This window comes from Stenotrophomonas sp. YJH_SMC_58 (assembly GCF_059369635.1).
In genome coordinates, this window is record NZ_JCAFSW010000008.1 from 69,926 (window position 1) to 93,647 (window position 23,722).

Genomic DNA, 23,722 nt, shown 5'->3' on the forward strand with positions numbered 1-23,722 from the left:
GGAAACAGAGGAACGCAGCAGCCTTTCAAACTTGTCTGATGGGCATATGGCGGCTACATGGGAAGACTCCGCGAGGTTTCCAACACTTCGCAAAGGAGTTCCTGCATGCACCTGTCCCATCGGGCCGTCCTCGCACTGTCCGCCGTTGTCGGCCTGGCACTGTCCGGCAACGCCTTCGCCCACGGCACGCTGTCCAAGCCGCTCAGCCGCGTGAAGCAGTGCCACGAGGGCAATCCGGAGAATCCGACCAACCCGGCCTGCGCCGCCGCCAAGGCCATCGGCGGCGCCCAGCCGTTCTACGACTGGGCCGGTGTCAACCAGGCCAACGCCAACGGCAACCATCAAGCGGTGGTTCCAGATGGCGAGTTGTGCAGCGGCGGCAACAGCAAGTACCGCGGCCTCGATCTGAACCGCAGTGACTGGCCGACCTCGCCGATCCGCGCCGATTCGCGCGGGCGCTACACCTTCGAGTTCAAGGCACCGGCCCCGCATGCTACCCGCGAGTGGAAGTTCTACGTCACCCGCGACGGCTGGCAGCCGGGCAGTCCGCTGCGCTGGGCCGACCTGCAGGAATTCTGCACGCTGGGCAACGTGCCGGTCTCCGGCGACGTCTACAAGCTGGATTGCCCGCTGCCCAAGCGCAGCGGCCAGCACATCATCTACAACACCTGGCAGCGCTCGGATTCCGGTGAAGCGTTCTATACCTGCGCGGACGTGCGCTTCGAGGGCGGTGGTGGCGTTGAACCGCCGCCGCAGTGGCAGGACGTCGGCCCGGTCACCGCCCGCGGTGCGTTGGAAGAAGGCACCACCCTGACGCTGCGCGTGTTCAACGCCCAGGGCAATGATCTGGAGCGTCCGGAGATCACCCTGGCCGCAGGCCAGACCGCTGCGAACCAGTGGCCGCTGGCGCTGGCCCGCAAGGTCAACGCCAGTGCACAGCAGGCGCGTGTGGGCGTGATGAGGAACGGCGTGATCACGCCGGTCGCCTCGGCCACCGAGAACCGCGTCTACCTGAAGCCGGGCAACCTGTTCCAGATCGATACCCGGCTGCCGGGCCCGGTCGATCCGGTCGATCCGCCGCCGGGTGACGACTACGACTTCGTGTATCCGGCCGGTATCGGCAGCTACACGCCGGGCGAAACCGTGGTCAAGGGCACCGACGGCAAGCTCTACGCCTGCCGGCCGTTCCCGGAGGGTGCGTGGTGCAACATCAACGCCGATGCCTATCGCCCGGGCACCGGTTTTGCCTGGCGCGATGCCTGGGTCGCGTACTGAGGCAGGCGACCGGGGGCGGCGTGGCGCCGCCTCCGGTTCTTGGAGTTGCCGGCCAGCGGCCGGCACTACCCTGACTTACTTGCTGCTGACGTACTTCTCGCGGCGGATCTGCGGGTTGCCCAGGCCGGCGGCCTTCAGCAGCTCGGCACAGGCATCGACCATGTCCGGGTTGCCGCACAGGTAGGCGATGTCGGTGGCCGGGTCCGGCGTGAAGCCGGCCAGCGCCTGCTGCACGTAGCCGTGCTGTACGTCCGGGTGCGGATCAGCCGGGAGTTCACGCGACAGGCACGGAACATAACGGAAGTTCGGGTGCTTTTCGGCGAAGCTGTAAAAATCTTCGCTGTACAGCAGCTCGCCCGGGCTGCGCGCGCCCTGCAGCAGCACGATCTGCACACCGCGTTCGGCCATGGCCTTTTCCAGCAGCGGCAGCATCGAGCGGTACGGGGTAACGCCGGTACCGGTGGCGATCAGCAGGTAACGGGCGTTGTGGTCACCGGGATTCAGACAGAACCGGCCATAGGGGCCGGACGCACTGATCTGGCCGCCCTGCTCCAGTGCCTCGAACAGGGCCGTGGCGGCGCCACCGGGCACGAAACTGACGGCGATATCCACCGCCTCGCCTGGGCCCAGCGCGTGGTCGTGGATGGTCGCCAGCGAGTAGCTGCGCTTGGTTTCGGTGCCGTCGGCGTAGCTGAAATGGACCTGGATGAACTGGCCGGGCTGGAAATCCAGCGGCTGCCCATCGTCACGCACGAACTGGTAGTGGCCGACGGTCGGGGCCAGCATGCGGCAGCCGACCAGCTTGAGGGGGAATTGAACAGGCACGACTTTTCGGGACAGTGTGTAGCCGGGGCAAGCCCTCGGGGTCTTCTATAATAGCCCCTCCCCGCCCCTCTCCAGCGCCAGCCCATGGGCGCGAAGGCTTCGAGCTTGGCATCCCAGAACGATACGGCGCCCGCCCTGCGCGTGCGCGACCTGCGCAAGACCTACGACAACGGCACCCAGGCCCTGAAGGGGGTTTCCCTGGAAGTGGCCCCGGGCGACTTCTTCGCCCTGCTCGGCCCCAATGGCGCCGGCAAGTCGACCCTGATCGGCATCATCAGCTCCCTGGTCAACCTCAGCGAGGGCCAGGTGGAAGTGTTCGGCAGCGACCTGGTGCGCAACCGCAGCGCCACCATGCGCCTGATCGGGCTGGTGCCTCAGGAAATCAACTTCAACCTGTTCGAGAAGCCCTTCGACATCCTGGTGAACTACGCTGGCTTCTATGGCGTACCGCGCGAGGAAGCCGAGCAGCGCGCCGAAGAGGAACTGAAGCGCGCCCACCTGTGGGAAAAGGCGCAGGTGATGAGCCGCACGCTGTCCGGCGGCATGAAGCGCCGGCTGATGATCGCCCGCGCGATGATGACCCGCCCGCGCCTGCTGATCCTGGACGAGCCGACCGCCGGCGTGGACATCGAGATCCGCCGCGACATGTGGCGCGTGCTGAAGGAGATCAATGCCGCAGGCACCACGATCATCCTTACCACGCACTACCTGGAAGAAGCCGAGTACCTGTGCCGCCACCTGGCGATCATCAACCATGGCCAGATCGTCGAGCAGGGGCCGATGCGCACCCTGCTGGCCAAGCTGGACGTGGAGGGCTTCCTGCTGGACATCGACGGTGACCTGCCGGCACAGCTGCCGGTGATCGAAGGTGCGACGCTGACCGCGCCGGACCCGCACACGCTGGACATCGACATGCCGCGCGCAATGGACCTCAACCGCGTGTTCGCCACGCTCAACGAGGCCGGTATCCGCGTGCGTTCGATGCGTACCAAGAGCAACCGCCTGGAGGAGCTGTTCGTGCGCCTCACCGGCAACCTGGAGAAGCCTGCATGAGCACCACCGAGCTGACCGACGGCCAGCGCAACCGCATCGCGCTGATGACCATCGTGCGCCGCGAAGTCGCCCGCATCATGCGCATCTGGGGCCAGACCCTGGTGCCACCGGCGATCACCATGACCCTGTACTTCCTGATCTTCGGCAACCTGATCGGGTCGCGCGTGGGTGACATGGGCGGCTACACCTACATGCAGTTCATCGTGCCGGGCCTGGTGATGATGAGCGTGATCCAGAACAGCTACGGCAACATCAGTTCCTCGTTCTTTGGCGCCAAGTTCGGTCGCCACGTGGAAGAACTGCTGGTCAGCCCGATGCCGAACTGGGTGATCCTGTGGGGCTACGTGGCCGGCGCCGTGCTGCGCGGCCTGATGGTGGGCGTGATCGTGCTGATCATCGCGATGTTCTTCACCCCGGTGCGCATCCCGCACCCGCTGGTGATGCTGACCACGGTGATCCTGGGCGCGACGATCTTCTCGCTGGCCGGCTTCATCAACGCGGTGTATGCGAAGAAGTTCGATGACGTGGCGATCGTGCCGACCTTCATCCTGACCCCGCTGACCTACCTGGGTGGCGTGTTCTATTCGGTGAAGCTGCTGCCGGGCTGGGCCGAAGCGGCCACGCACGCCAACCCGATCTTCTACATGGTCAACGCGTTCCGCTATGGCCTGCTGGGCAGCAGCGATGTACCGCTGCCGGTGGCCTACGGCCTGATGATCGGTTTCGTGGTGGTGCTGGCGGCGTTGGCGCTGTGGCTGCTGCGTCGCGGCGTGGGCATGCGCAGCTGAGTTTTGCCTGCAGGGCCTGCGGCCCTGCACCCGCTGAATCAACGTCAACGTCAAGTTCAACGGCAAAAGCTGACTAGCCGGAGGATGGCGGGGTGCGTCCGGTTGCGGGGGACGCCGTAAACCCATCCTGGGGGCTTGGCCGCGGCATCCATGCCGCGGACTGATCTGGCCGCCCGTCAGCGGACGCCAAGAAGCGATACTTTGATCGCACTTGGAGGTCCCTTATGTCCCGTATCACCCGCCGTAGCTACACCGATGAGTTCAAGCACCAAGCCGTGGAGTTGGCCGAGTCGCTCGGGCCTGCCGCAGCGGCCCGTCAGTTGGAGATGTCGGTCAAGACGCTGGCAAACTGGCTTGACGCGGTCCGTGCTGGCCGGTCGTTGACCTCTGAGGCTCGCAGGCCAGCCACCGACCTGGAAAGCGAGATCAGCCGCCTTCGGGCCGAGAACGCCAATCTTAAGATGGAGCGGGAAATCCTAAAAAAAGCGGCGGCGTTCTTTGCCAGAGAGTCCAAGTGAGGTACGCCTTCGTCGCCAGTCAAAGGACTCACTACCCGACCAGGTTGTTGTGTCGGGTTCTTGGGGTTTCTGTCTCTGGATTCCATGACTACCTGCGCCGGCAGTGTGCCCAAACGTGCGATGTCGATTCGGCCCTCCGTACCGAGCTTCGGGCCATTCATGTGACCAGCAAGCGCAGTTATGGGCGACGTCGGCTGGTCAGGGCCTTACGAGCCAGGAATCATCCAGTCGGCCACAAGCGCGTGGCACGGTTAATGGCCGAGGAGCGAATCCAGGGCAAGACCAAAGGCCGATTCCGACCCAAGTCCTCTGGCGGCTCATCTCAGCTCGCCCCCAACCTGCTGGATCGGCAATTTGCCCCCGGAACCGGACCGACGGCGTGGGTCGGGGATATCACGTATGTCCCCACCCGCCAGGGATGGCTGCATCTGGCCGTGGTCATCAGCGTCCAGACCCGGCAGGTGCTGGGTTACAGCGTTTCCAAGCGTCTGACTGAAGAGCTGGTGGTGAAAGCACTTGCCAATGCTTGGGCTCTGCATCCACAACGACCCGGCCTGATCTTCCATTCAGATCGTGGTGGGCAGTACTGGGGAAACGAGTTTCGCCAGCTGCTGCAGTCCCATGGCGTGGTCCAAAGCATGAGCCGGCCTGGCAATTGCTGGGACAACGCGGTGGCCGAGAGCTTCTTTGCGACGCTCAAGACAGAAGAGGCTGCCGAGCCTTACGCCAGTAGGGAACAAGCCAGCCAGTCCATCGCTGCTTACATCCACGGCTTCTACAATCCAGCCCGGCTACACTCGGTGCTGGGCTACCACTCGCCTAACAACTACGCCCGGCAGCTCTGGGCTGCCGCCTGAAACGGCTTCATGGCGTCCGTTTTCAGGGGGCCAGATCAGACACCCCCGCAACCGGACCCACCCCGCCTTCGACAGATTGCCGCTGCTGTTGGTGGGTGTCGACCTTGGTCGACACGATGGATCCACGCCATGCGTGGATGGAGCGTTCACGGTAAGGCCGACGCCCGGATCTTTTCGTTCGGGATTGCGGCTAGGCTGTGGCGATGAAGATCACTTCCATTCCATTGGACAAGGCCGTTGTGGACGGCCCCATCGATGCCTTCAGCCATGCGTTGCTGGGCGATTCACCCGCGCTGGATGAGGTGCTGGAATACCTGGCCTCGCGGCACGCGGCTGATCCCCGGTATCGCTACCTGTGCACGCTCGATGATGTCGGCCAATGCCGCTACACCAGCATGCATGCGTCCGACGACGCGCGCATCGCGCTGTACGAGGACGAAGATCCGGAAACCCCCGAAGGTGCATTGGCGGCACGCGAGCGGTTGCTGGCGCATGTGGTCGCGCAGCTCGAGCATTCCTCTCATCGGCTGGAATGGAGCGCGCTGGCGGGCACGCTGATGTGCAGCGACGAGGACGTCGAGGCGCTGGTCGCCGCCAATGCAACGCCGGACCTGATCGTCGATGAGGTGGTCTGCGTGCAGCAGGTACCGGTGGACCGCAATGACCTGCTGATTGCCGCCCTGCCCAACGGTTACTTCAGCGCGGACTGGGACATATTCCAGAACCATGCCCTGATCCGGCACCTGCAGGAACACCATGACTACCGCCTGTTCGGACTCGGCGCATCGTGGCTCGGCTTCCAGCGCGACAGCGCGCCGTCGTCTGCACAGGCAAATGCGTTGGTCGCGGACCTGCAGCGCGTCTACGCGGCCGGACCGCACGACACGTGGTCAAAACTGGCTGCAACCCTGGCCACCCGCACCACGCTGCTGTTGGGCTACACCGAAGACTTCAGCGAACAACTGCCCTGAGCACCGCTCTACACGAGCGAGCGCAGCGAGCGACCCGCTTCCGCTCCTGATCTGTTTTCCGTGGTGGCCGCACCCGGAAACTGTCAGGGGTCGTGTGCAATGGGCTCGCGGGGGTATCCGCGCCATGGATGGCGCGGCTAAGCCCCCAAGGATGGGTTCACGGCGTCCCCCGCGAACCCATCGCACACGACCCAGCTCATGAAACCAACTGCGCGAACCACCACGAGGGGCTCCGCCGTTGGCCGCAATCTCCGGCACAATCGCAGATCTGATTCCCCAGAAAGCGGTGAACGTGCAATGCGCATCCTGATCCTCGGCGCCGGCGGTACCGGCGGTTACTTCGGTGGTCGCCTGGCCCAGGCCGGTGTGGACGTGACCTTCCTCGTGCGCCCCGCGCGCGCCGCACAGCTGGACCGCGATGGCCTGGTCATCCGCAGCCCGCTCGGCGATGCCAGCTTCCCGGTGCAGCACGTCACCGCCGATGGGCTGCCCGCATTGGCCGCGCAGAAGCCGTTCGATCTGGTCATCCTCAGCTGCAAGGCCTACGACCTCGACAGCTCGATCGACGCCATTGTTCCAGCCGTGGGCGCGAACACCACCGTGCTGCCGATCCTCAACGGCCTGCACCACTACAACGCGCTGGACCTGCGCTTCGGCCGCGACGCCGTGCTCGGCGGCCTGTGCTTCATCAGCGCCACCAAGGCCCCCGACGGTGCGGTGCTGCACCTGGGCAAGCCGGCCAAGCTCACCTTCGGCGAGCGCGATGGCGGCGCGGCGTCCGCACGCGTGCATGCCTTCGCCGCTGTCTGCGCGCAGGCCCATCTTGATCACCTGGCGAGCGAACACATCGGCCAGGAACAGTGGATCAAGTACACCTTCCTGACCGCGCTGGCCGCTGCTACCTGCCTGCTTCGCGCGGATATCGGCACCATCGTCGCCACCGATGATGGCGAGGCGATCGTGCGCGGCCTGTACGACGAATGCCTGGCCGTGGCCGAAGCTGCCGGTGAGCCGATTCCCGATGCCGCGCAGGACACCGCACGCGGCACCCTCACCCAGGCGGGCTCGGCATTGAAGGCGTCGATGCTGCGGGATCTGGAAGCCGGCCAGCAGGTAGAGGCCGAACAGATCGTCGGCGACATGCTGGCGCGTGCACGCAAGGCCGATCAGGAAGCCCTGCTGCTGCAGGTCGCCTACAGCAGCCTGCAGGCCTACCAGGCACTGCGCGGCGCGTGAGCCTCCCGTTGCGGGCCAGCGCGCTGCCTACGCGGGTGCTGATCCTCGGTATGGGCTGGAGCGGATGCGTGCTGGCCACGCAGCTGCAGGCACGGGGAGTGCACGTCGTCGGCACGGTGCGTGACCCCTCGTCGGCGCCGGACGATGGCCTGCTGCGGCATCAGCTGCACGCTGACACTCCACCGTCGCCCGCCCTGCTCGATGAGGTCGCGCAGGCCGAGGCCGTGCTGTGCAGCGTGCCGCCAGATGCCGCGGGCGACCCGGCACTGCGCCTGCTGCTGCCGGCTCTGCGGGCCAGCCCGGCACTGCGCTGGGTGGGCTATCTGTCGTCCACGTCGGTGTATGCCGATCGGGCCGGCGGCTGGGTTGACGAGCACAGCGCAGCCGATGCCACCGAAGCAGCCGGCGTGCAGCGCCTGCGTGCCGAAGCGCAATGGCGTGCGCTTGCAGAGGAACGTGGCATCGCTTCAGCGGTGTTCCGCCTGCCCGGCCTGTACGGGCCGGGGCGCAATGCGTTGCTGCAGCTGTCACAGGGCCGTGCCCGCCATGTGATTCGGCCGGGCCTGGCGTTCAACCGCCTGCACGTAGAGGATCTTGCGGCAGTGATCGTCGCGGCGATGCAGCGACCGGTTGCGCAGGGGATATACCTGCCCAGCGATGACGAGCCGGCACCACCGCAGGATGTGCTGGCCTTCGCCGCGAAGCTGGGCGGGTTTGCGATGCCACCTGCCGTGGCCTGGGACGACCCTGCACTCAGCCCGACGCTACGCCGCTTCTACGAGAGCAACAAGCGCATCGACAGTCGTGGCACGCGTGAAGCGCTGGCGTGGCAGCCGCGCTTCCCCAGCTACCGTGAGGGCCTGCGCGACCTGCTCCGGTAGTGCCGGCCGCTGGCCGGCAATCAGGATGTGCTGCCGGCCAGCGGCCGGCACTACCGTCAACCCGCGTCGGGCAGGCGGAAGAACGCACGCGTCGCCGCAGTCGCATTGGCCGCCGTCACTGCAACGTCCTCGCCACGGTCACGCGCCAGTTCTTCCACGATGTGCGAGAGGAACATCGGTTCGTTGCGGCGGTCCTTCGGCATCGGCTTCAGCGTGCGTGGCAACAGGTAGGGCGCATCGGTCTCGATCATCAGGCGGTTGGCCGGGATGTTCTTCACCAGTTCGCGCAGGTGCGCGCCACGGCGCTCGTCGCACAGCCAGCCGGTGATGCCGATGTACCAGTCCTGGTCCAGGTAGTCGAACAGCTCGTCGCGTTCGCCGGTGAAGCAATGCACCACCGCCGGGCCGATGCGACCTTCGAAGTTCTTCATCTGTGCCATGAAATCGGCATGCGCGTCGCGCTGGTGCAGGAACAGCGGCTTGCCATTGTCCGCGGCCAGCTGCAACTGGCGCTCGAAGGCACGGTGCTGCGCCGGGCGCGGCGAGAAGTCACGGAAGTAGTCCAGCCCGCACTCACCCACCGCCACCACTTCGGGGTGGGCATGCAGCGCGCGCATTTCAGCATCGCATTCCTCGGTGTATTCCACCGCGTGGTGCGGGTGCACGCCGGCGGTGGCGTACAGGAAGCCCGGGTGCTGCTGCGCCAGCTGCAGGGCCAGCGGCGAGTGCTCGCGGCTGGCGCCGGTGATGACCATCTGCACCACGCCGGCCTGGCGCGCGCGGTCCAGCACGGCGTCGCGGTCGCGGTCGAAGGAGTCGTGGGTCAGGTTAGCGCCGATATCGATCAGGTGCATGGTCATCGCGGGGGAAAAGTGCCCGCGCATTGTACCTGCGGCCGCCATGGCCCCTTATCCTTTGCCCATGAATGCCCCGCTCTTCCCGATTTCCCCGCTGCTGCCGCAGATCCAGCAGCACCTGGCCGTGCAGCCACGGCTGGTGCTGGAAGCCCCGCCCGGCGCCGGCAAGACCACCCAGGTACCATTGGCCCTGCTCGAAGCACCATGGCTGCAAGGCCGGAAAATCATCCTGCTGGAGCCGCGCCGGGTCGCCGCACGCAGCGCCGCGCTGTTCATGGCACGGCAGCTGGGCGAAGAGGTCGGCGGCACGGTCGGCTACCGCATCCGCTTCGAGAACAAGGTCTCGGCACGCACCCGCATTGAAGTCGTCACCGAGGGCATCCTGACCCGCATGCTGCAGGACGACCCGATGCTGGAAGAGGTCGGTGCGATCCTGTTCGACGAATTCCACGAGCGCCATCTCAGCGGTGACCTCGGCCTGGCGCTGGCGCTGGACGTGCAGGCGCAGCTGCGCGATGACCTGCGCCTGGTAGTGATGTCGGCCACGCTGGATGGCGAGCGCCTGGCACGCTTCCTCGATGCGCCGCGGCTGAGCAGCGAGGGCCGCAGCTACCCGGTGACGGTCAGCCATTTCCCGGCGCGCCGCGATGAGACGCTGGAGCTGCAGGTGCGCCGCGCGGTGCAGCAGGCCCTGGCCGATCACCCCGGTGACCTGCTGGTGTTCCTGCCCGGCCAGCGCGAGATCGCGCGGGTGCAGGCTGGCCTGCAGGAATCGCTGGATGCCGGCGTCGAAGTACTGGCCCTGCATGGTGAGCTGCCGGTGGAACAGCAGGCGCGCGTGCTGCAGGCGGCCAGCGATGGCCGCCGCCGCGTGGTGCTGGCCACCAACGTGGCCGAGTCGTCGGTGACCCTGCCCGGCGTGCGCGTGGTGATCGACAGCGGCCAGGCACGCGAACCGCGCTACGACCCCAACAGCGGCTTCACCCGGCTGGACGTGGTGGCCATCGCACAGGCCTCGGCCGACCAGCGCGCGGGCCGTGCCGGTCGCGTGGCCGAAGGCGTGGCTTGGCGGCTGTGGCCGCAGTCGCAGCGATTGGAGCCGCAGCGCCGCGCCGAGATCGACCAGGTGGAACTGGCCGGACTGGCGCTGGAACTGGCCGCGTGGGGCAGCAGCGACCTGCGCTTCCTCGACCCGCCACCGGCCGGCCCGATGGGTGCGGCGCGCGAACTGCTGCAACGCCTGGGTGCACTGTCGGACTCGGGCGCGATCACAGCACTCGGGCACCGTGTACTGGCGCTGGGTACGCACCCGCGGATGGCGGCGATGCTGCTGGCAGCGCCCGATGCCCGCGCGCAGGCGCTGGCCACCGATCTGGCCGCCTTGCTGGAAGCGCGCGACCCGCTGCGCCAGGGCGGTGACGCGCTGGCGAGCCGCTGGCGCGCACTGGCTGCGTTCCGCAATGGCCGCATACCGGGCGATGCCAACCGCAGCGGGCTGGCCGCCATTGATGCCGCCGCCAAGCAGTGGCGTCGCCGCCTGCGCTGCGACGCCACGTCGCCGGCCAGCATCGAGGCGCACGAACTGGGCGATCTGCTTGCACACGCCTTTCCCGACCGGATCGGTTTCCAGCATCCCAGCGATCCGCTGCGCTACCTGCTGGCCAATGGCCGCAGCGCGCGCCTGCACGAACTGAGTGACCTGCGCGGTGAGCCGTGGCTGGTGGCCAGCGAACTGCGCTTCGAGGCGCGCGATGCGCTGCTGCTGCGTGCCGCACCGGTGGATGAAGGCCAGCTGCGCAAGGCATGGCCGGAGCGCTTCGTCACCGAAGACGTGGTGCGCTGGGACAGCGAGCGACGCGCCTTGGTGGCGCTGCGCGAGACCCGTTTCGACCGGATCGTGCTGGACAGCCGCTCGGCCGGCCGGGTCGATCCGCAGCACGCCGCGCAGGCGCTGACCGATGCGGTGGCCGAGCTCGGCCTGCAGGCGCTGCCGTGGACCGAGGGCCTGCGCCAGTGGCAGGCACGGGTGGAATCGCTGCGGCGCTGGATGCCCGAGCTCGGCCTGCCCGACTGCAGCGACGACGCCCTGCTGGCCAATCGCGCGCAGTGGCTGCAGCCCGCGTTCGCCGGCAAGACGCGACTGGATGCGCTGGACGAATCCAGCTTCGGCGAAGCGCTGAAATCACCACTGGAGTGGCCACAACGGCAGCTGGTCGAGCGTCATGCGCCGACCCGCATCACCGTGCCGTCCGGACTGGAGCGGCCGATCACCTATGCGCTGGACAGCGAGAGCGGCGACCCGCTGCCGCCGGTGCTGGCAGTGAAGCTGCAGGAACTGTTCGGCCTGGCCGATACGCCGCGCATCGCCGATGGCCGCGTGCCGCTGACCCTGCACCTGCTCTCCCCCGGCGGCCGCCCGCTGCAGGTCACCCAGGATCTGCGCAACTTCTGGGAAAGCACCTACGCCGAAGTGAAAAAGGAGATGAAGGGCCGTTACCCGCGCCATCCGTGGCCGGATGACCCGTGGACGGCCACGGCCACGCATCGGGCCAAGCCGCGCGGGACGTAGCCGGACCCTGCCTGATCCTGAATGGCTGCGGTAAAGTCACACCGCGTGCCACCTCGACTGACATACCGTTTACGGGCAACACGCGACACTGGACTTCGACCCGAGGCAAAGGACCCCCGCATGAGCAAGCTGACCGTAATCACCGACCGCGCTCTGGAGCGCGCCCTGGACCTGGCCCACAGCGCCGGCGACGGCCTGAAGAGTGCCGGTGGCAGCCTGCGCCACCTTGGGCCGCAGGCCAGTGACTGGATCAAGACCGGCGCGGCGCTGGGCGCCGTCAAGACCGGTGGCAAGGTGGCCACCAAGTTCGCCCGGCGCAACCCGGCGGTGACCATTGCCGCCGCTGCGGTGGGTGTCGGCCTGCTCGGCTATGCGCTGTACCGCAAGCAGCAGAAGAAGAAGGCCGCCAACGGCCACGTGGTGAATGGCCAGGCGCAGCGCATCAATGCGCGTGACCGCCGCAACGACACCGTGGTGGACGAGCACAGCGATATCGGCAGCGACGCCTGAGTCTGCCGGGGTCGGCTTCCTTCCGCAGGAACTGAGCCCATCAGCCCGCTATGAGGGCCGGATACCGTAGAGTATCCGGCCCTTCCTGTTTCAGCCGATCTGCCGCCACTGCCCCGGCTGCAGGTCGTCCAGGCGGTAGGGTCCCATCGACACGCGGACCAGCCGCAGCGTCGGCAGGTTCACCGCCGCGGTCATGCGCCGCACCTGGCGGTTGCGGCCCTCGCGGATCGTGATCGCCAGCCAACTGTCGGGCACGGTCTTGCGGAAGCGCACCGGCGGATCGCGTGTCCACAGCGACGGCGCCGGATCGAGGCGCTCGATCTTCGCCGGCAAGGTCGGTCCGTCATTCAGCTCCACCCTATCGCGCAGCCGTTGCAGCTGCTCATCGCTGGGCGTGCCTTCCACCTGCACCCAGTAGGTCTTGTCGGCCTTGTGCCTGGGGTCGGTCAGCTTGTGCGCCAGCGCACCGTTATCCGTCAGCAGCAGCAGGCCTTCGCTGTCATGGTCCAGGCGACCGGCGGCATACACGCGCGGCGGCAGGCCGAACCCGGCCAGCGTCGGCCGCGGCGGTACGCTGCGGTCGGTGAACTGGCAGAGCACGTTGAAGGGCTTGTTGAAGGCGATCAGCATTGCGGGCACGGCAGTCGGCGGGTGGGGCATTGTCCCATTCCCGCATCGCCGCCGCGATCACCACTCAGTCGAAGACCTTCCTTTCCATCAACAGCGCAACGAGCACCACCACGGCGCCGCACGTGGCGGCAGCGTTGGCGCGATACCGTAGCCGCGCTACCGGTGGGCAGGCCCTGCGCGCATGTTCGTCCCACAGGCAACCCACGAGCAGCACCGCAAAACCTGCCGCCGCCACGAGATCATGCACGTGACCCGCATGGAACACGAAGTCGTACAACCGCGGCAGCGCCATCAATGCGAAGGCGAAGTACAGCACTTTCTTCAACAGCACACTCCATTGGTGGCAGCGCCGGGCATTGCCCGGCCGCTACCCATTCCGCCCGACACCGCGCTGCGCGCTCACCAGGCACGGCCCGGCGCCCCCCTTTACGGCTTGATGAAGCGCAGGGTCATGCGGTCGCTTTCGCCGATCGCCTGGTACTTCGCATCATCGGCCTTGTCGTGCTGGTTGGTCGGCGGCAGCGTCCACACGCCGTTCGGGTGGTCCTTGGTGTCGCGCGGGTTGGCGTTGACCTCGCTGCGTGCATCCAGCTTGAAACCAGCCGCCTCGGCCATCGCGATCACCTGCTGCTGGCCGACATAGCCGGTGTCATCATCGTCGGCTACGTCGGCCTTGGCACGATGCTCGACCACGCCCAGCACGCCGCCCGGCTTGAGCACGTTGAAGAAGCCCTGGAACATGCCCTGCGCCTGGCCGGCCTTGCGCCAGTTGTGCACGTTGCGGAAGGTCAGCACCACATCGGCTGAATTGGCCGGGCCGAACACCGGCTTGGCCGGATCGTAGGCGACCACGGCAGTCTTGCCGAACTGTGCCGGCGCACCGGCGTACTTCTTCTCCAGGCTGTCGCGGCTGCGCTGCTGGTAGTCACGGCCGCGGCCTTCGGGCACCGCCATCGGATCGACCACCGCAGCAACGTAGTGGCCCTTGTCGTGCAACAGCGGCGCCAGGATCTCCGAGTACCAGCCGTTGCCGGGGGTGATCTCGATGACGGTCTTTTCCGGTGCCACCTTGAAGAACGACAGCGTCTGCGCCGGATGACGGAAGCCATCGCGCTTGACGTTGTTGGCATCACGGGTCGACGCCTTCACCGCCGCATCGATGGCCGGTGAGACCTGGATCTTCGCCGGCGCCACCGTGGCCGGTGCGGCGAACGCGGGAACGGCGGCAAGCAGGGCCGAAGCAAGCAGCAGGCGGCAACCACGCAGGGACGAAGCAGGCATCATCGGAGCGACTCCAGCGGAAGATGCGGCGAGACTAGCAGCCGCGGCGTCCCAGGTGTTCACAAAACGTTAGCGGCGTGCGCGGCGCGGAACACTGTTTTGTGGTCACCGCCGCAGCACGGTCACACTACGCGTTCTATTCTGGAGCACTTCCCCCAAGGAGTCCGTGCCCATGACGGCAACCCGCGAACTGGGCCGTTCCGGCCTGCATGTACGTCCGCTCGCCTTCGGTGGCAACGTGTTCGGCTGGAGCGCCGATGAAAAGGCCAGCTTCGCCCTGCTCGATGCCTTCGTCGACGCCGGCTTCAACCTGGTCGACACCGCCGATGTGTATTCGGCCTGGGTGCCGGGCAACGCCGGCGGCGAATCGGAAACGCTGATCGGCAAGTGGTTCGCGCGCAGCGGCAAGCGCGACAAGGTGGTGCTGGCGACCAAGGTGGCCAAGTGGGCCGAACGCCCCGGCCTGACCCCGGACAACATCAATGCCGCGGTCGAGGATTCGCTGCGCCGCCTGCAGACCGACGTGATCGATCTGTACCAGGCCCACGAGGATGACGAGTCGACGCCGCTGGAAGCGACCCTGGCTGCGTTCGGCCGGTTGATCGAAGCTGGCAAGGTGCGTGCGATCGGTGCGTCCAACTACAGCGCCACGCGCCTGGCCGATGCGCTGAAGGTGTCCACCGACTACAAGCTGCCGCGTTACGAAACCCTGCAGCCGGAGTACAACCTGTATGACCGCGCCGGCTACGAAAAGGAACTGGAACCGCTGGTGCAGCGCGAACAGATCGGCGTGATCGGCTACTACGCGCTGGCCAGTGGCTTCCTCAGCGGCAAGTACCGCACGCCGGCCGATGCGGCCAAGAGCCCGGCACGTGGCGAGAACGTGGTGAAGCGCTATCTGAATCCGCGTGGCCTGCGCATCCTGCAGGCACTGGATGACTTGGCCAGCAAGCACAACGCCAGTGCCGCGCAGATCGCACTGGCATGGCAGATCGCACGGCCGTCGATCACCGCACCGATCGTCAGCGCGACCAGCGTCGAACAGCTGCACGATCTGCTGGCAGCGGCCAACGTAACGCTGAGCGTGCAGGATGTCGCGCAACTCGACGCCGCCAGCACGGAAGACTGAGTTGTAGTGCCGGCCGCTGGCCGGCATTGCACAGTCCGGTAGTGCCGGCCGCTGGCCGGCATTGCACAGTCCGGTAGTGCCGGCCGCTGGCCGGCATCGCGCGGTAAAGAAGAAAATAATTGAACAAAATGGTTGCGCACGACTAAATCGTGGTTTATCGTGCGCACCTCGTTTCAACAACCACTGGAAACTTCCCTTGAACGCGCATTCCGTCGCCATCGCCAAACTGCTGCCATGCCTGCGCATGGACGGGCCGGCGCGCGCGTTCGGCAAGGAAGACCAGCTGACAACGGCCTGATACCCGCCCTGCGGAGATCGGCCACCCCGATCTCCGAGGCCTGACGACGCCCTCGGAACGCAAGTCCCGGGGGCGTTTTCGTTTGCGTCGACACAAGGACCCGCGATGCCAGAACTGCACCCCGCGCGGCGACCCGCCGCTCACTGACCCAGGCTTTTCCCGCCCCGCCGAAGGATTTACTTCGCGCGACTGGCAGCGCCTGGACATTATCTGCATCGCATCAGAACATTATCGCTCGCCGATAATGTCGGTGGCCTGCACCCTCGATTATCCAACGGTCCCGTTTCAACCACGGGCTGGTGCGCGCGGCGTTGCCGTGGCGTATGCCGGAGGTCGCGGACATGCCATCGCCTGGATCGCCTGCTGGAGGCAGGCGCCGGTTCGCCGGTACGCGGTTCGATTCCGCGCGGCCCCCAACTGGATAGCTCAGCTTGGTCAGAGCAACGGATCCGTAATCCGTCTGTCGTGGGTTCGATTCCCACTCCAAACCACATGACCTGTCACGTCATGACTTGAAGCAACACCCGGGGCGCAAGCCCCAGCGGCCATCGTCGCCGTCCACCGACATCGCCTTCGGGCAGGAACGTGGAAGGCAACGGACCTCACGCCGGGCCCCGGCCCGCCGCCACTGCCAGCCACGTTCCGCACCGGTGCTGCCTGCCGGGAACGACGATGGCAGCACTGCCGGCGCATCGAAGGCTCCGCGCGCGGACCGTCCGCCGATGGCCGCCCTCTTCCGCTGCCTGCACGTGATGTGCAGGCAGCCTCGCCACGACCGGATCGACCCGGGTCATGGCGATTCATCCGCAACGGGTCGAACCACCAGAGCCATACAAGGAGAGACTCCCATGTTCTGGACCATCAAGGTCGTGATCGGCGACGGCGAGCGCGGCCTGGTGTATCGCAACCGTCGTTTCCAGCAGATCCTGCTGCCGGGCGTGCACCGCCTGTCGCCGTTCGGCGGCCGGCCGCACGTGGACATCCACACTGCATCGAAGGGCGCGGCCTACACTGGCAGCGACCAGGACAGCCTGATCGAAGCGCTGGGCGCACAGCTGGACACGCACTTCGTGCTGGCCAACGTCGGCGCCAGCGAGGTCGGCCTGTTGCTGCGCAACGGCCGCATCGATGAAGTGCTGCCGCCGGGCAGCCGCCGTCTGTACTGGCGCGGTTCGGTCGATACCCAGGTGCAGGTAATGGCGTTGGGTGACGAGCCGCGCATTCCGGCCGACGTGCAGCAGCGGCTGGGTCAATTGGGCGTGCTGCCGCGTGTGGCGTTGATCAGCACGGTGCCGAGCGAGTCGTTCGGCCTGCTGTTCATCGATGGCACGCTGCGGCAGACGCTGGACGCCGGCCTGCACGCGTTCTGGAACTTCAACGGCAACGTGTCGGTGGAGCGTGTGGAACTGCGTGCACGTTCACTGGACGTGTCCGGCCAGGAACTGCTCAGCCGCGACAAGGTGACCCTGCGGGTGAACCTGGCCGCGACCGTGCAGGTGGTCGACCCGGTGCGTGCGCACCGCACGCTCAGCAATGCCGATGAGTTCGTCTACCGGCAGCTGCAGTTCGGCCTGCGCCAGGCAATTGCCACGCGCAGCCTGGACGAGCTGCTGGGTGACAAGGCGGCACTGGACGGCGAGATCGCTGCGCATGTGCAGGCGGCGATCGAAGGCCACGGCGTGCGCTTGCTCGGCGTCGGCATCAAGGACGTGATCCTGCCGGGCGAGATGAAGGAGATCCTCAACGGCGTGGTGCTGGCCGAAAAGCAGGCCCAGGCCAGCGTGATCCGTCGCCGCGAGGAGGCCAACGCCACGCGTTCGCAGCTCAACACCGCAAAGCTGATCGAGGACAACCCGGTGCTGATGCGCTTGAAGGAGCTGGAGGCACTGGAGAAGGTCACCGAGAAGATCGACACGCTCACCGTGTTCGGCGGCCTGGATGGCGTGCTGAAGCAGCTGGTGACGATCAGGTAGGGGGTCGCGGTGGCGCAGGGACGCGCCGCCGGCCCATAAAGGACATTCAGGAAGACATGGACACTCAACAGAACTATCAATGGCTGCATGCCGAGGGCACCACGCCGATCAAGGGCTGGGTCAACGGAGTGCCGCTGGAAGCGCAGGCACATGAGCAGCTGCGCAACATCGCCGCGATCCCGTTCGTCGGGCCGTGGGTGGCCGTGATGCCGGACGTGCACCTGGGCAAGGGCGCGACCGTCGGCTCGGTGATCCCGACCCGCGGGGCGATCATCCCGGCCGCGGTCGGCGTCGACATCGGCTGCGGCATGGCGGCGGTGCGTACCACGCTGCGCGCCGATGACCTGCCCGATGACCTGCGGCAGCTGCGCAACAGCATCGAGCGCAGCATCCCGGTCGGCAATGGCCGTGGCGGCGAACATCACCGCATGCCCGACAGCATCCACACCCGGCTGGTGCAGTCCGGGCTGGCCGCCGGCCTGGAGAAGATCAAGGACAAGCACCGCAGGATCCGCACCGACAAGCTCGACCGCCAGCTGGGTACGCTGGGCGGCGGCAACCACTTCATCGAACTGTGCCTGGACGAGACGGACACGGTGTGGGTGATGCTGCACAGCGGCTCGCGCGGCACCGGCAACCTGATCGGCACCTACTTCATCGAGAAGGCGCGCGAGGAACTGGCGCGGCGCGTGCTGGGCTTCCACCTGCCGGACAAGGACCTGGCGTTCTTCATGGAAGGCGAGCCGCTGTTCGATGACTACGTTGAAGCGGTGTCGTGGGCGCAGGACTACGCCCGGCAGAACCGCGAGGCGATGATGTCGCGCGTGCTGGCCGAGATGCGCCACCGGCTGCCGAAGTTCCAGCTGGCGGCGATGGCGGTGAACTGCCACCACAACTACGTGCAGAAGGAGACGCACCACGGGCAGGAACTGCTGGTGACGCGCAAGGGTGCGGTCAGCGCGCGTGAGGGCGAGCTGGGCATCATTCCCGGCAGCATGGGCACGCGCAGCTACATCGTGCGCGGCAAGGGCAACGCGGACAGCTTCCACAGCTGCAGCCACGGCGCCGGCCGGGTGATGAGCCGTGGCACGGCGCGCCAGCAGATCACGCTGGCCCAGCACCGCGAGGCCACCGCGCACGTGGAATGCCGCAAGGACAGCGGCGTGCTGGACGAGTCACCGGCCGCGTACAAGTCGATCGACGATGTGATGGCCGCGCAGCTGGACCTGGTCGACGTGGTGCACACGCTGCGGCAGGTGCTGTGCGTGAAGGGGTAATGGAGCGGTGCCGGCCAAGGCCGGCCTCTACCAGAGCAACACGTGGCGTCGGGGGTCAGATCCCTTTCTGCGAAAGGGATCTGACCCCGGCACATTCAGCGCGGCACGCTGTCCTCGGCCACCAGCGCATGGTGCACGCCGATGCCCGCGCGCACGCCTTCGGCCATGGCCAGGGTGATGTTGCCCACCGTGGTCGCATCGCCTGCGGCATACACGTTCGGCACCGAGGTGTGCTTCATCGCATCGACCTCGATCAGCACGCCCAGCGGGCTCTCGACCAACGTGCAGCCCAGCTGCTGCACCAATGGCGTGGCCATCGCCTGGGTGGCCGGCACGAACAACGCACGCTGGGCGATTCGGCGGCCGTCGGCCAGCTCCACTTCCAGCCAGGTCGGCTGGTCGCCCTGCACGCCCAGCACGGGTGACGTCTCGATCTGCACGCCGCGCTGCTGCATGGCGGCGCGCTCCTCATCCGTGATGTCCAGTCCCATGCTGAAGAACGTGACATTGCCCCAGTCCGCGAACAGCGGCGCCTTGCTGGCGGACATCGGATGACCACCAAGCAGGCCAATGGCACCACCACCCACTTCATAGCCATGACAGTACGGGCAGTGCAGCACGGTGCTGCCCCAGCGCTCGGCGAGGCCCGGCAACGCCGGCAACTGGTCGGCAATACCGCTGGCGAGCAGCAGCTTGCGCGCGGCCAGCGCCTGGCCATCGGCGGTACGCACTTCCACGCCTTCGGCGCGGGCGGTGGCCTGCACGGCTTCGGCATGCACCCAACGCACCGTGGGGTAGTCCAGCAGCTGCTGGCGCGCGGTCTTCAGCAGCTCGGCGCCACTGATGCCATCCAGCCCGAGCACCCCGTGCGAATGACTGGCGAAACGGTTGCGCGGCGAACCGGCGTCGATGACGGTGACCGGGCGACGGGCACGGGCCAGGATCAGGCCGGCGGCAATGCCGGCATAGCTGCCGCCGACGATGAGCACATCAGGATTCATGGTGACCTTCCAGGGAACGGTGATGGGCAAGATGGCGGGCGAAGTCGGCGCCGAGCTGGTCCAGGGTGGTCGCCTGCAAGCGTTGTTCGAGCAGGCGCTGCGCCTCGCGTGCACCCTCGAGCAGGGCGCTGTTGACCAGCTGCTGGATCGGGCAGCCACCGCCGGAGTCGCGTGCGCCGACCTGGACCAGCGGTGGTGCGCCCACCGCCAGGTAGATGTCATGCAGGGTGATCGCCGCGGCATCGCGTGCCAGCAGGCTGCCGCCGCCGTGGCCGCGGGTGCTGCGCACCAGGCCGGCCTTGTGCAGCTGCGCCAGCAGGCGACGGATCACCACCGGATGCGTCGGCAGGCAGGACGCCAGCTGCTCGGACGTGCGCGGGGCGGCATGGCCGACCAGATGCGCCATCACATGCAGGGCGTCGGACAGTGGATTCGCGGATTTCATGTAACAACAATAGTTACATTTAAATTCTCTGTCGAGAGTCTTCTTTCGTTCCATATGGACACATTTGTCCTATGAAACATCCCCTTCACATCACTAAACGAAACGGTAATGTGATGAGCGTCGCACTTCAGACGCGAGGGGACAGGTCGATACCGCATTGCCCCTTCCCGAGAGTCCCTTCCATGAAAGCGTCTGTCCGTGCTCCGCGCCTGCAGTCCAAGCTGCTCGGCGCGGTTTCTGTTGGTCTGGCCGTGGTCCTGCTGTGCGCATTGGCGGGCCTGGCCTCCGCCTGGTTGAAGTTGTCCACCGAGGTTCCACCCGAAGTCGCGCACAGCCGCGACGCCGAACGCCTGCAGCGCGAGTTCCGCGGCCAGGTGCAGGAATGGAAGAACGTGCTGCTGCGCGGCCACGACGACGCGCTGCGCCAGCGCCATCTGGACGCCTTTGACAGCGAGGGCCGCCTGGTCGAGCAGCTGGCCAGGGGCCTCGTAGCCAGCCCGGACATACGCACGCGCGAACTGGCACAGTCCTTCATCGGCCTGCACACGCAGCTGCAGAAGGACTACCACGCCGCCCTGCAGGCGTTTGCGGAAGCCGGCTACGATCCCGCCGCCGGCGACAACCTGGTGCGTGGCAAGGACCGCCCGGTGGCGACCGCACTGGATGCGCTGAGCACGCATGCCACGCAGGTGGCCGAAGCAACCGTAGCGGCGCGGTCGCAGCAGGCGCGGCAGACCCTGCTGCTGTGCGCGGCGCTGACCGTGCTGGCCGCCGTGTTGCTGCTGATGGGCCTGGCCTGGTGGCTGCGGCGCGCGGTGGTGCAGCCGGTGCTGGCGGTGGAAGCCGCTGCGCGTGCCGTGGCCGCCGGTGATCTGCAGCACGTGGTGCAGGTGCGCAGCCGCGACGAGATCGGTCGCCTCGCGCAGGCGATGCAGGCGGTGCAGTCCACGCTGCGCGGCGTACTGGACGCACAGGCGACGATGGCGCAGGCGCATGACGCCGGCACCATCAGCCATCGCATGGATGCCAGTGCGTTCCCGGGCGCGTTCGGCACCATGGTGGCCGATTGCAACACGCTGGTTGACGCGCACATCCAGGTGAAGATGCGCGCGATCTCGATCATGGGCCGCTATGCCGTCGGTGACCTCAGCCAGGACATGGAACGCCTGCCCGGCGAAAAGGCCGTGATCACCAACGCGTTGGATACGGCCAAGGCCAATCTCGGCATGATCAACGGCGAGATCCGCCGCCTGGCCGAAGCCGCCGCCGCCGGTGACTTCAGCCAGCGCGGCGACAGCGCACGCTTCGAGCATGATTTCCGCGCAATGGTCGACGGCTTGAACCGATTGATGCAGACCACCGAACTGAACCTCGGCGAGGTCTCCAGCATGCTGCGCGCGATTGCCGATGGCCGCCTCGGCGCGCGCATGCACGGTGATTTCCAGGGCGTGTTCGCGCGTATCGCCGGCGACGCGAACACCACCGCTACGCAGCTGGCAACCATCGTCACCGACATCAAGCACGCCTCCGGCAACATCCACACGGCGGCGGCGGAGATCGCCGCCGGCAACAACGATCTGTCGCGCCGTACCGAACAGCAGGCCGCCAACCTGGAAGAGACGGCGGCATCGATGGAGGAACTGACCTCCACCGTGCGCCAGAACGCCGAGCATGCGCGCCAGGCCAACCAGCTGGCGATCGGCGCGCACACCGTTGCCTCTCACGGCGGCAGCGTGGTCGGCCAGGTGGTGACGACGATGGGCGCGATCGAAACCTCGTCGCGGCAGATCGCCGAGATCATCAGCGTGATCGACGGGATCGCCTTCCAGACCAACATCCTGGCGCTGAACGCCGCGGTGGAAGCGGCACGCGCCGGCGAGCAGGGCCGCGGCTTCGCGGTGGTTGCCAGCGAAGTGCGCACCCTGGCACAGCGTTCGGCGGCAGCCGCGAAGGAGATCAAGGCGTTGATCGAAGCGTCGGTGGAACAGGTCGGCCACGGTGCACGGCGCGTGCGCGAGGCCGGTGACACCATGGCCGAGATCGTGGCGTCGGTGCAGCGCGTCACCGACATCATGGCCGAGATCTCCGCCGCATCGCAGGAGCAGAGCGCGGGCATCGAACAGGTCAGCCAGACCGTGATCCAGATGGACGGCACCACCCAGCAGAATGCCGCGTTGGTGGAGGAAGCCAGCGCCGCCGCGCGCAGCCTGGAGCAGCAGGCGAACCGGTTGATCGACGCGGTGGATGTGTTCGATCTGTCGACCACCGCCGCAGCGAAGGACGCGCTGGCGCGCGCGGCCTGATTGATCCGGTTGCCGGCCAGCGGCCGGCACTACCCCGCGATGAACGGTAGTGCCGGCCGCTGGCCGGCAACCCCACCACGACCTCAGCGCAGGTAATCGCTCCGCGCCATCGCTTCAGCCAGGTAATCCAGGAACGAGCTGATCCGCGCCGACACCGCCGTGTTGCGGTAATACACCGCGTGGATCGGCTGGTACACATCCAGCGTCTGCGTCGCCAGCACCGGCACCAAAGTGCCGGTGGCGCGGTCGCGGTCGGTCACGAAGTCGGACAGGCAGGTGATGCCCACGCCTTCCACCGCCAGTCGGCGTAGTGTTTCGCCGCTGGACACCGCGATATCCGGACGCACCCGCAGCAGGCCATCGGCATCGCCCGGCAGCGGCCAGTGATTCAACGATTCCGGTTCGTTGAAGCTGAGCAGGGTGTGCTGGCCCAGCGCGGCGACGCTGGCCGGTTCGCCGTGTGCCGCCAGGTAGGCCGGACTGGCCACCAGCCGCAGCTGGCAGCGACCCAACGGCCGCGCATGCAGGGTGGAGTCGGCCAGCGGCCCGATCCGGATCGCCAGGTCGGTGCGCCGTTCCAGCAGGTCGATGTAGCGCTCGGAGCTGTTCAACTCCAGCTGCACCTCCGGGTAGCGCGCGCGGTACCCGGCCACCAGCGGCGCGATCACGTGCAGCACGAACGGCATCGCCGCATCCACGCGCAGGCGCCCGGCCGGGCGCTCGCGGCGGGCGGCCATCTGTTCCTCGGCGGACTCCACCGCATCGATGATCGCCCGTGCATGGCGCAGATAGGCCTCGCCCTCTGCGGTTAGGTGCAGGCGGCGGGTGGTACGGGTCAACAGGGTGGTGCCGAGCTTGTCTTCCAGCCGCCCCAGCGCCCGGCTCACGCCCGACGGCGTCTGCCCCAGCTGTTCGGCGGCAGCACTGATCGACCCGCTGTCTATCACCGCGAGGAAGGCCTGCATTTCATCGAGAGTGGTCTTCATGCCGCCATTATTGACTGGACGGCAATAGTGATTGGCGTGAAGGCCGGTTTTTCGGCAAA

The 23,722-nt window shown here is 67.0% G+C and carries 22 protein-coding genes and 1 tRNA gene; 15 read left to right on the forward strand and 8 right to left on the reverse strand.

Going from position 1 to position 23,722, the window contains the following annotated elements; all coding sequences use genetic code 11:
• Positions 1–105 precede the first annotated feature (105 nt).
• Positions 106–1,275, forward strand: coding sequence for a lytic polysaccharide monooxygenase (locus tag AC5P68_RS12020; protein ID WP_495217059.1), 1,170 nt, complete (start codon positions 106–108; stop codon positions 1,273–1,275).
• A gap of 75 nt (positions 1,276–1,350) precedes the next feature.
• Here the strand turns inward: AC5P68_RS12020 and AC5P68_RS12025 are convergent, their stop codons facing one another.
• Positions 1,351–2,100: a ferredoxin--NADP reductase gene (locus AC5P68_RS12025; RefSeq protein ID WP_024958208.1), complete on the reverse strand. Its 750-nt coding sequence runs from the start codon at positions 2,098–2,100 to the stop codon at positions 1,351–1,353.
• An 84-nt stretch (positions 2,101–2,184) separates the two neighbouring features.
• Between AC5P68_RS12025 and AC5P68_RS12030 the strand changes: the two genes are divergently transcribed.
• The 7 genes from AC5P68_RS12030 to AC5P68_RS12060 all read left to right on the forward strand — a co-directional run bounded on the left by AC5P68_RS12030 (position 2,185) and on the right by AC5P68_RS12060 (position 8,404).
• Positions 2,185–3,153 (forward strand): ABC transporter ATP-binding protein, encoded by a 969-nt coding sequence (locus AC5P68_RS12030; protein ID WP_005411567.1) that lies wholly within the window; start codon positions 2,185–2,187, stop codon positions 3,151–3,153.
• On the forward strand, positions 3,150–3,941 hold the full coding sequence (locus AC5P68_RS12035) for an ABC transporter permease (RefSeq protein ID WP_495217061.1): 792 nt from the start codon (positions 3,150–3,152) through the stop codon (positions 3,939–3,941). Before AC5P68_RS12030 ends, AC5P68_RS12035 begins: the two co-directional genes overlap by 4 nt.
• A 224-nt stretch (positions 3,942–4,165) precedes the next feature.
• The gene (locus tag AC5P68_RS12040) at positions 4,166–4,459 is read left to right on the forward strand and encodes a transposase (protein ID WP_006388655.1); all 294 of its coding nucleotides are present in this window, start codon (positions 4,166–4,168) and stop codon (positions 4,457–4,459) included.
• A complete protein-coding gene (locus tag AC5P68_RS12045) occupies positions 4,456–5,316 on the forward strand; it encodes an IS3 family transposase (RefSeq protein ID WP_495217063.1) in 861 nt (286 codons plus the stop codon). Before AC5P68_RS12040 ends, AC5P68_RS12045 begins: the two co-directional genes overlap by 4 nt.
• 203 nt (positions 5,317–5,519) lie before the next feature.
• Positions 5,520–6,287 carry a hypothetical protein gene (locus AC5P68_RS12050; protein ID WP_495217064.1) on the forward strand — a complete coding sequence of 256 codons (768 nt, stop codon included), beginning with the start codon at positions 5,520–5,522 and terminating at the stop codon, positions 6,285–6,287.
• 297 nt (positions 6,288–6,584) lie between these two features.
• Positions 6,585–7,523, forward strand: a complete 939-nt coding sequence (gene panE, locus AC5P68_RS12055) for a 2-dehydropantoate 2-reductase (protein WP_495217066.1) — start codon at positions 6,585–6,587, stop codon at positions 7,521–7,523.
• On the forward strand, positions 7,520–8,404 hold the full coding sequence (locus AC5P68_RS12060; protein WP_099485135.1) for an NAD-dependent epimerase/dehydratase family protein: 885 nt from the start codon (positions 7,520–7,522) through the stop codon (positions 8,402–8,404). Before panE ends, AC5P68_RS12060 begins: the two co-directional genes overlap by 4 nt.
• Positions 8,405–8,460: 56 nt before the next feature.
• Here AC5P68_RS12060 and AC5P68_RS12065 read toward each other — a convergent pair whose 3' ends face one another.
• Positions 8,461–9,258: a TatD family hydrolase gene (locus tag AC5P68_RS12065; RefSeq protein WP_032967280.1), complete on the reverse strand. Its 798-nt coding sequence runs from the start codon at positions 9,256–9,258 to the stop codon at positions 8,461–8,463.
• Positions 9,259–9,325: 67 nt separating this feature from the next.
• Here AC5P68_RS12065 and hrpB point away from each other — a divergent pair, with 67 nt between their 5' ends.
• Positions 9,326–11,830, forward strand: coding sequence for an ATP-dependent helicase HrpB (hrpB, locus tag AC5P68_RS12070; RefSeq protein ID WP_049403660.1), 2,505 nt, complete (start codon positions 9,326–9,328; stop codon positions 11,828–11,830).
• A 120-nt stretch (positions 11,831–11,950) separates the two neighbouring features.
• Entirely contained in the window at positions 11,951–12,340 is a 390-nt protein-coding gene (locus AC5P68_RS12075) for a hypothetical protein (protein WP_019661686.1), read from the forward strand.
• 90 nt (positions 12,341–12,430) lie between these two features.
• Here the strand turns inward: AC5P68_RS12075 and AC5P68_RS12080 are convergent, their stop codons facing one another.
• The 3 genes from AC5P68_RS12080 to AC5P68_RS12090 form a co-directional block, all read right to left on the reverse strand.
• On the reverse strand, positions 12,431–12,970 hold the full coding sequence (locus AC5P68_RS12080; RefSeq protein WP_033833798.1) for a pseudouridine synthase: 540 nt from the start codon (positions 12,968–12,970) through the stop codon (positions 12,431–12,433).
• Positions 12,971–13,034: 64 nt separating this feature from the next.
• The gene (locus tag AC5P68_RS12085) at positions 13,035–13,301 is read right to left on the reverse strand and encodes a hypothetical protein (protein ID WP_288417975.1); all 267 of its coding nucleotides are present in this window, start codon (positions 13,299–13,301) and stop codon (positions 13,035–13,037) included.
• A gap of 95 nt (positions 13,302–13,396) precedes the next feature.
• Complete coding sequence (locus AC5P68_RS12090; RefSeq protein ID WP_033833799.1) at positions 13,397–14,254, reverse strand: class I SAM-dependent methyltransferase; 858 nt, start codon at positions 14,252–14,254, stop codon at positions 13,397–13,399.
• A gap of 169 nt (positions 14,255–14,423) precedes the next feature.
• Between AC5P68_RS12090 and AC5P68_RS12095 the strand changes: the two genes are divergently transcribed.
• The 4 genes from AC5P68_RS12095 to AC5P68_RS12110 all read left to right on the forward strand — a co-directional run bounded on the left by AC5P68_RS12095 (position 14,424) and on the right by AC5P68_RS12110 (position 18,928).
• The gene (locus tag AC5P68_RS12095; protein WP_495217069.1) at positions 14,424–15,380 is read left to right on the forward strand and encodes an aldo/keto reductase; all 957 of its coding nucleotides are present in this window, start codon (positions 14,424–14,426) and stop codon (positions 15,378–15,380) included.
• Between the two features lie 715 nt (positions 15,381–16,095).
• Positions 16,096–16,169 (forward strand) — tRNA-Thr (locus AC5P68_RS12100).
• A gap of 357 nt (positions 16,170–16,526) precedes the next feature.
• Positions 16,527–17,651, forward strand: a complete 1,125-nt coding sequence (locus AC5P68_RS12105) for a slipin family protein (protein WP_495217071.1) — start codon at positions 16,527–16,529, stop codon at positions 17,649–17,651.
• A 56-nt stretch (positions 17,652–17,707) separates the two neighbouring features.
• Positions 17,708–18,928 (forward strand): RtcB family protein, encoded by a 1,221-nt coding sequence (locus AC5P68_RS12110; protein WP_033833802.1) that lies wholly within the window; start codon positions 17,708–17,710, stop codon positions 18,926–18,928.
• A 95-nt stretch (positions 18,929–19,023) separates the two neighbouring features.
• On the opposite strand, the gene AC5P68_RS12115 is transcribed toward AC5P68_RS12110, so the two are convergent.
• Both AC5P68_RS12115 and AC5P68_RS12120 read right to left on the reverse strand, forming a co-directional pair.
• Complete coding sequence (locus AC5P68_RS12115; RefSeq protein ID WP_033833803.1) at positions 19,024–19,929, reverse strand: NAD(P)/FAD-dependent oxidoreductase; 906 nt, start codon at positions 19,927–19,929, stop codon at positions 19,024–19,026.
• Positions 19,919–20,374 carry an Rrf2 family transcriptional regulator gene (locus AC5P68_RS12120; protein ID WP_033833804.1) on the reverse strand — a complete coding sequence of 152 codons (456 nt, stop codon included), beginning with the start codon at positions 20,372–20,374 and terminating at the stop codon, positions 19,919–19,921. Before AC5P68_RS12120 ends, AC5P68_RS12115 begins: the two co-directional genes overlap by 11 nt.
• Positions 20,375–20,556: 182 nt before the next feature.
• Between AC5P68_RS12120 and AC5P68_RS12125 the strand changes: the two genes are divergently transcribed.
• Positions 20,557–22,677 carry a methyl-accepting chemotaxis protein gene (locus tag AC5P68_RS12125; RefSeq protein WP_024958519.1) on the forward strand — a complete coding sequence of 707 codons (2,121 nt, stop codon included), beginning with the start codon at positions 20,557–20,559 and terminating at the stop codon, positions 22,675–22,677.
• Between the two features lie 83 nt (positions 22,678–22,760).
• On the opposite strand, the gene AC5P68_RS12130 is transcribed toward AC5P68_RS12125, so the two are convergent.
• Complete coding sequence (locus tag AC5P68_RS12130) at positions 22,761–23,663, reverse strand: LysR family transcriptional regulator (protein ID WP_033833806.1); 903 nt, start codon at positions 23,661–23,663, stop codon at positions 22,761–22,763.
• Positions 23,664–23,722: the final 59 nt, after the last annotated feature.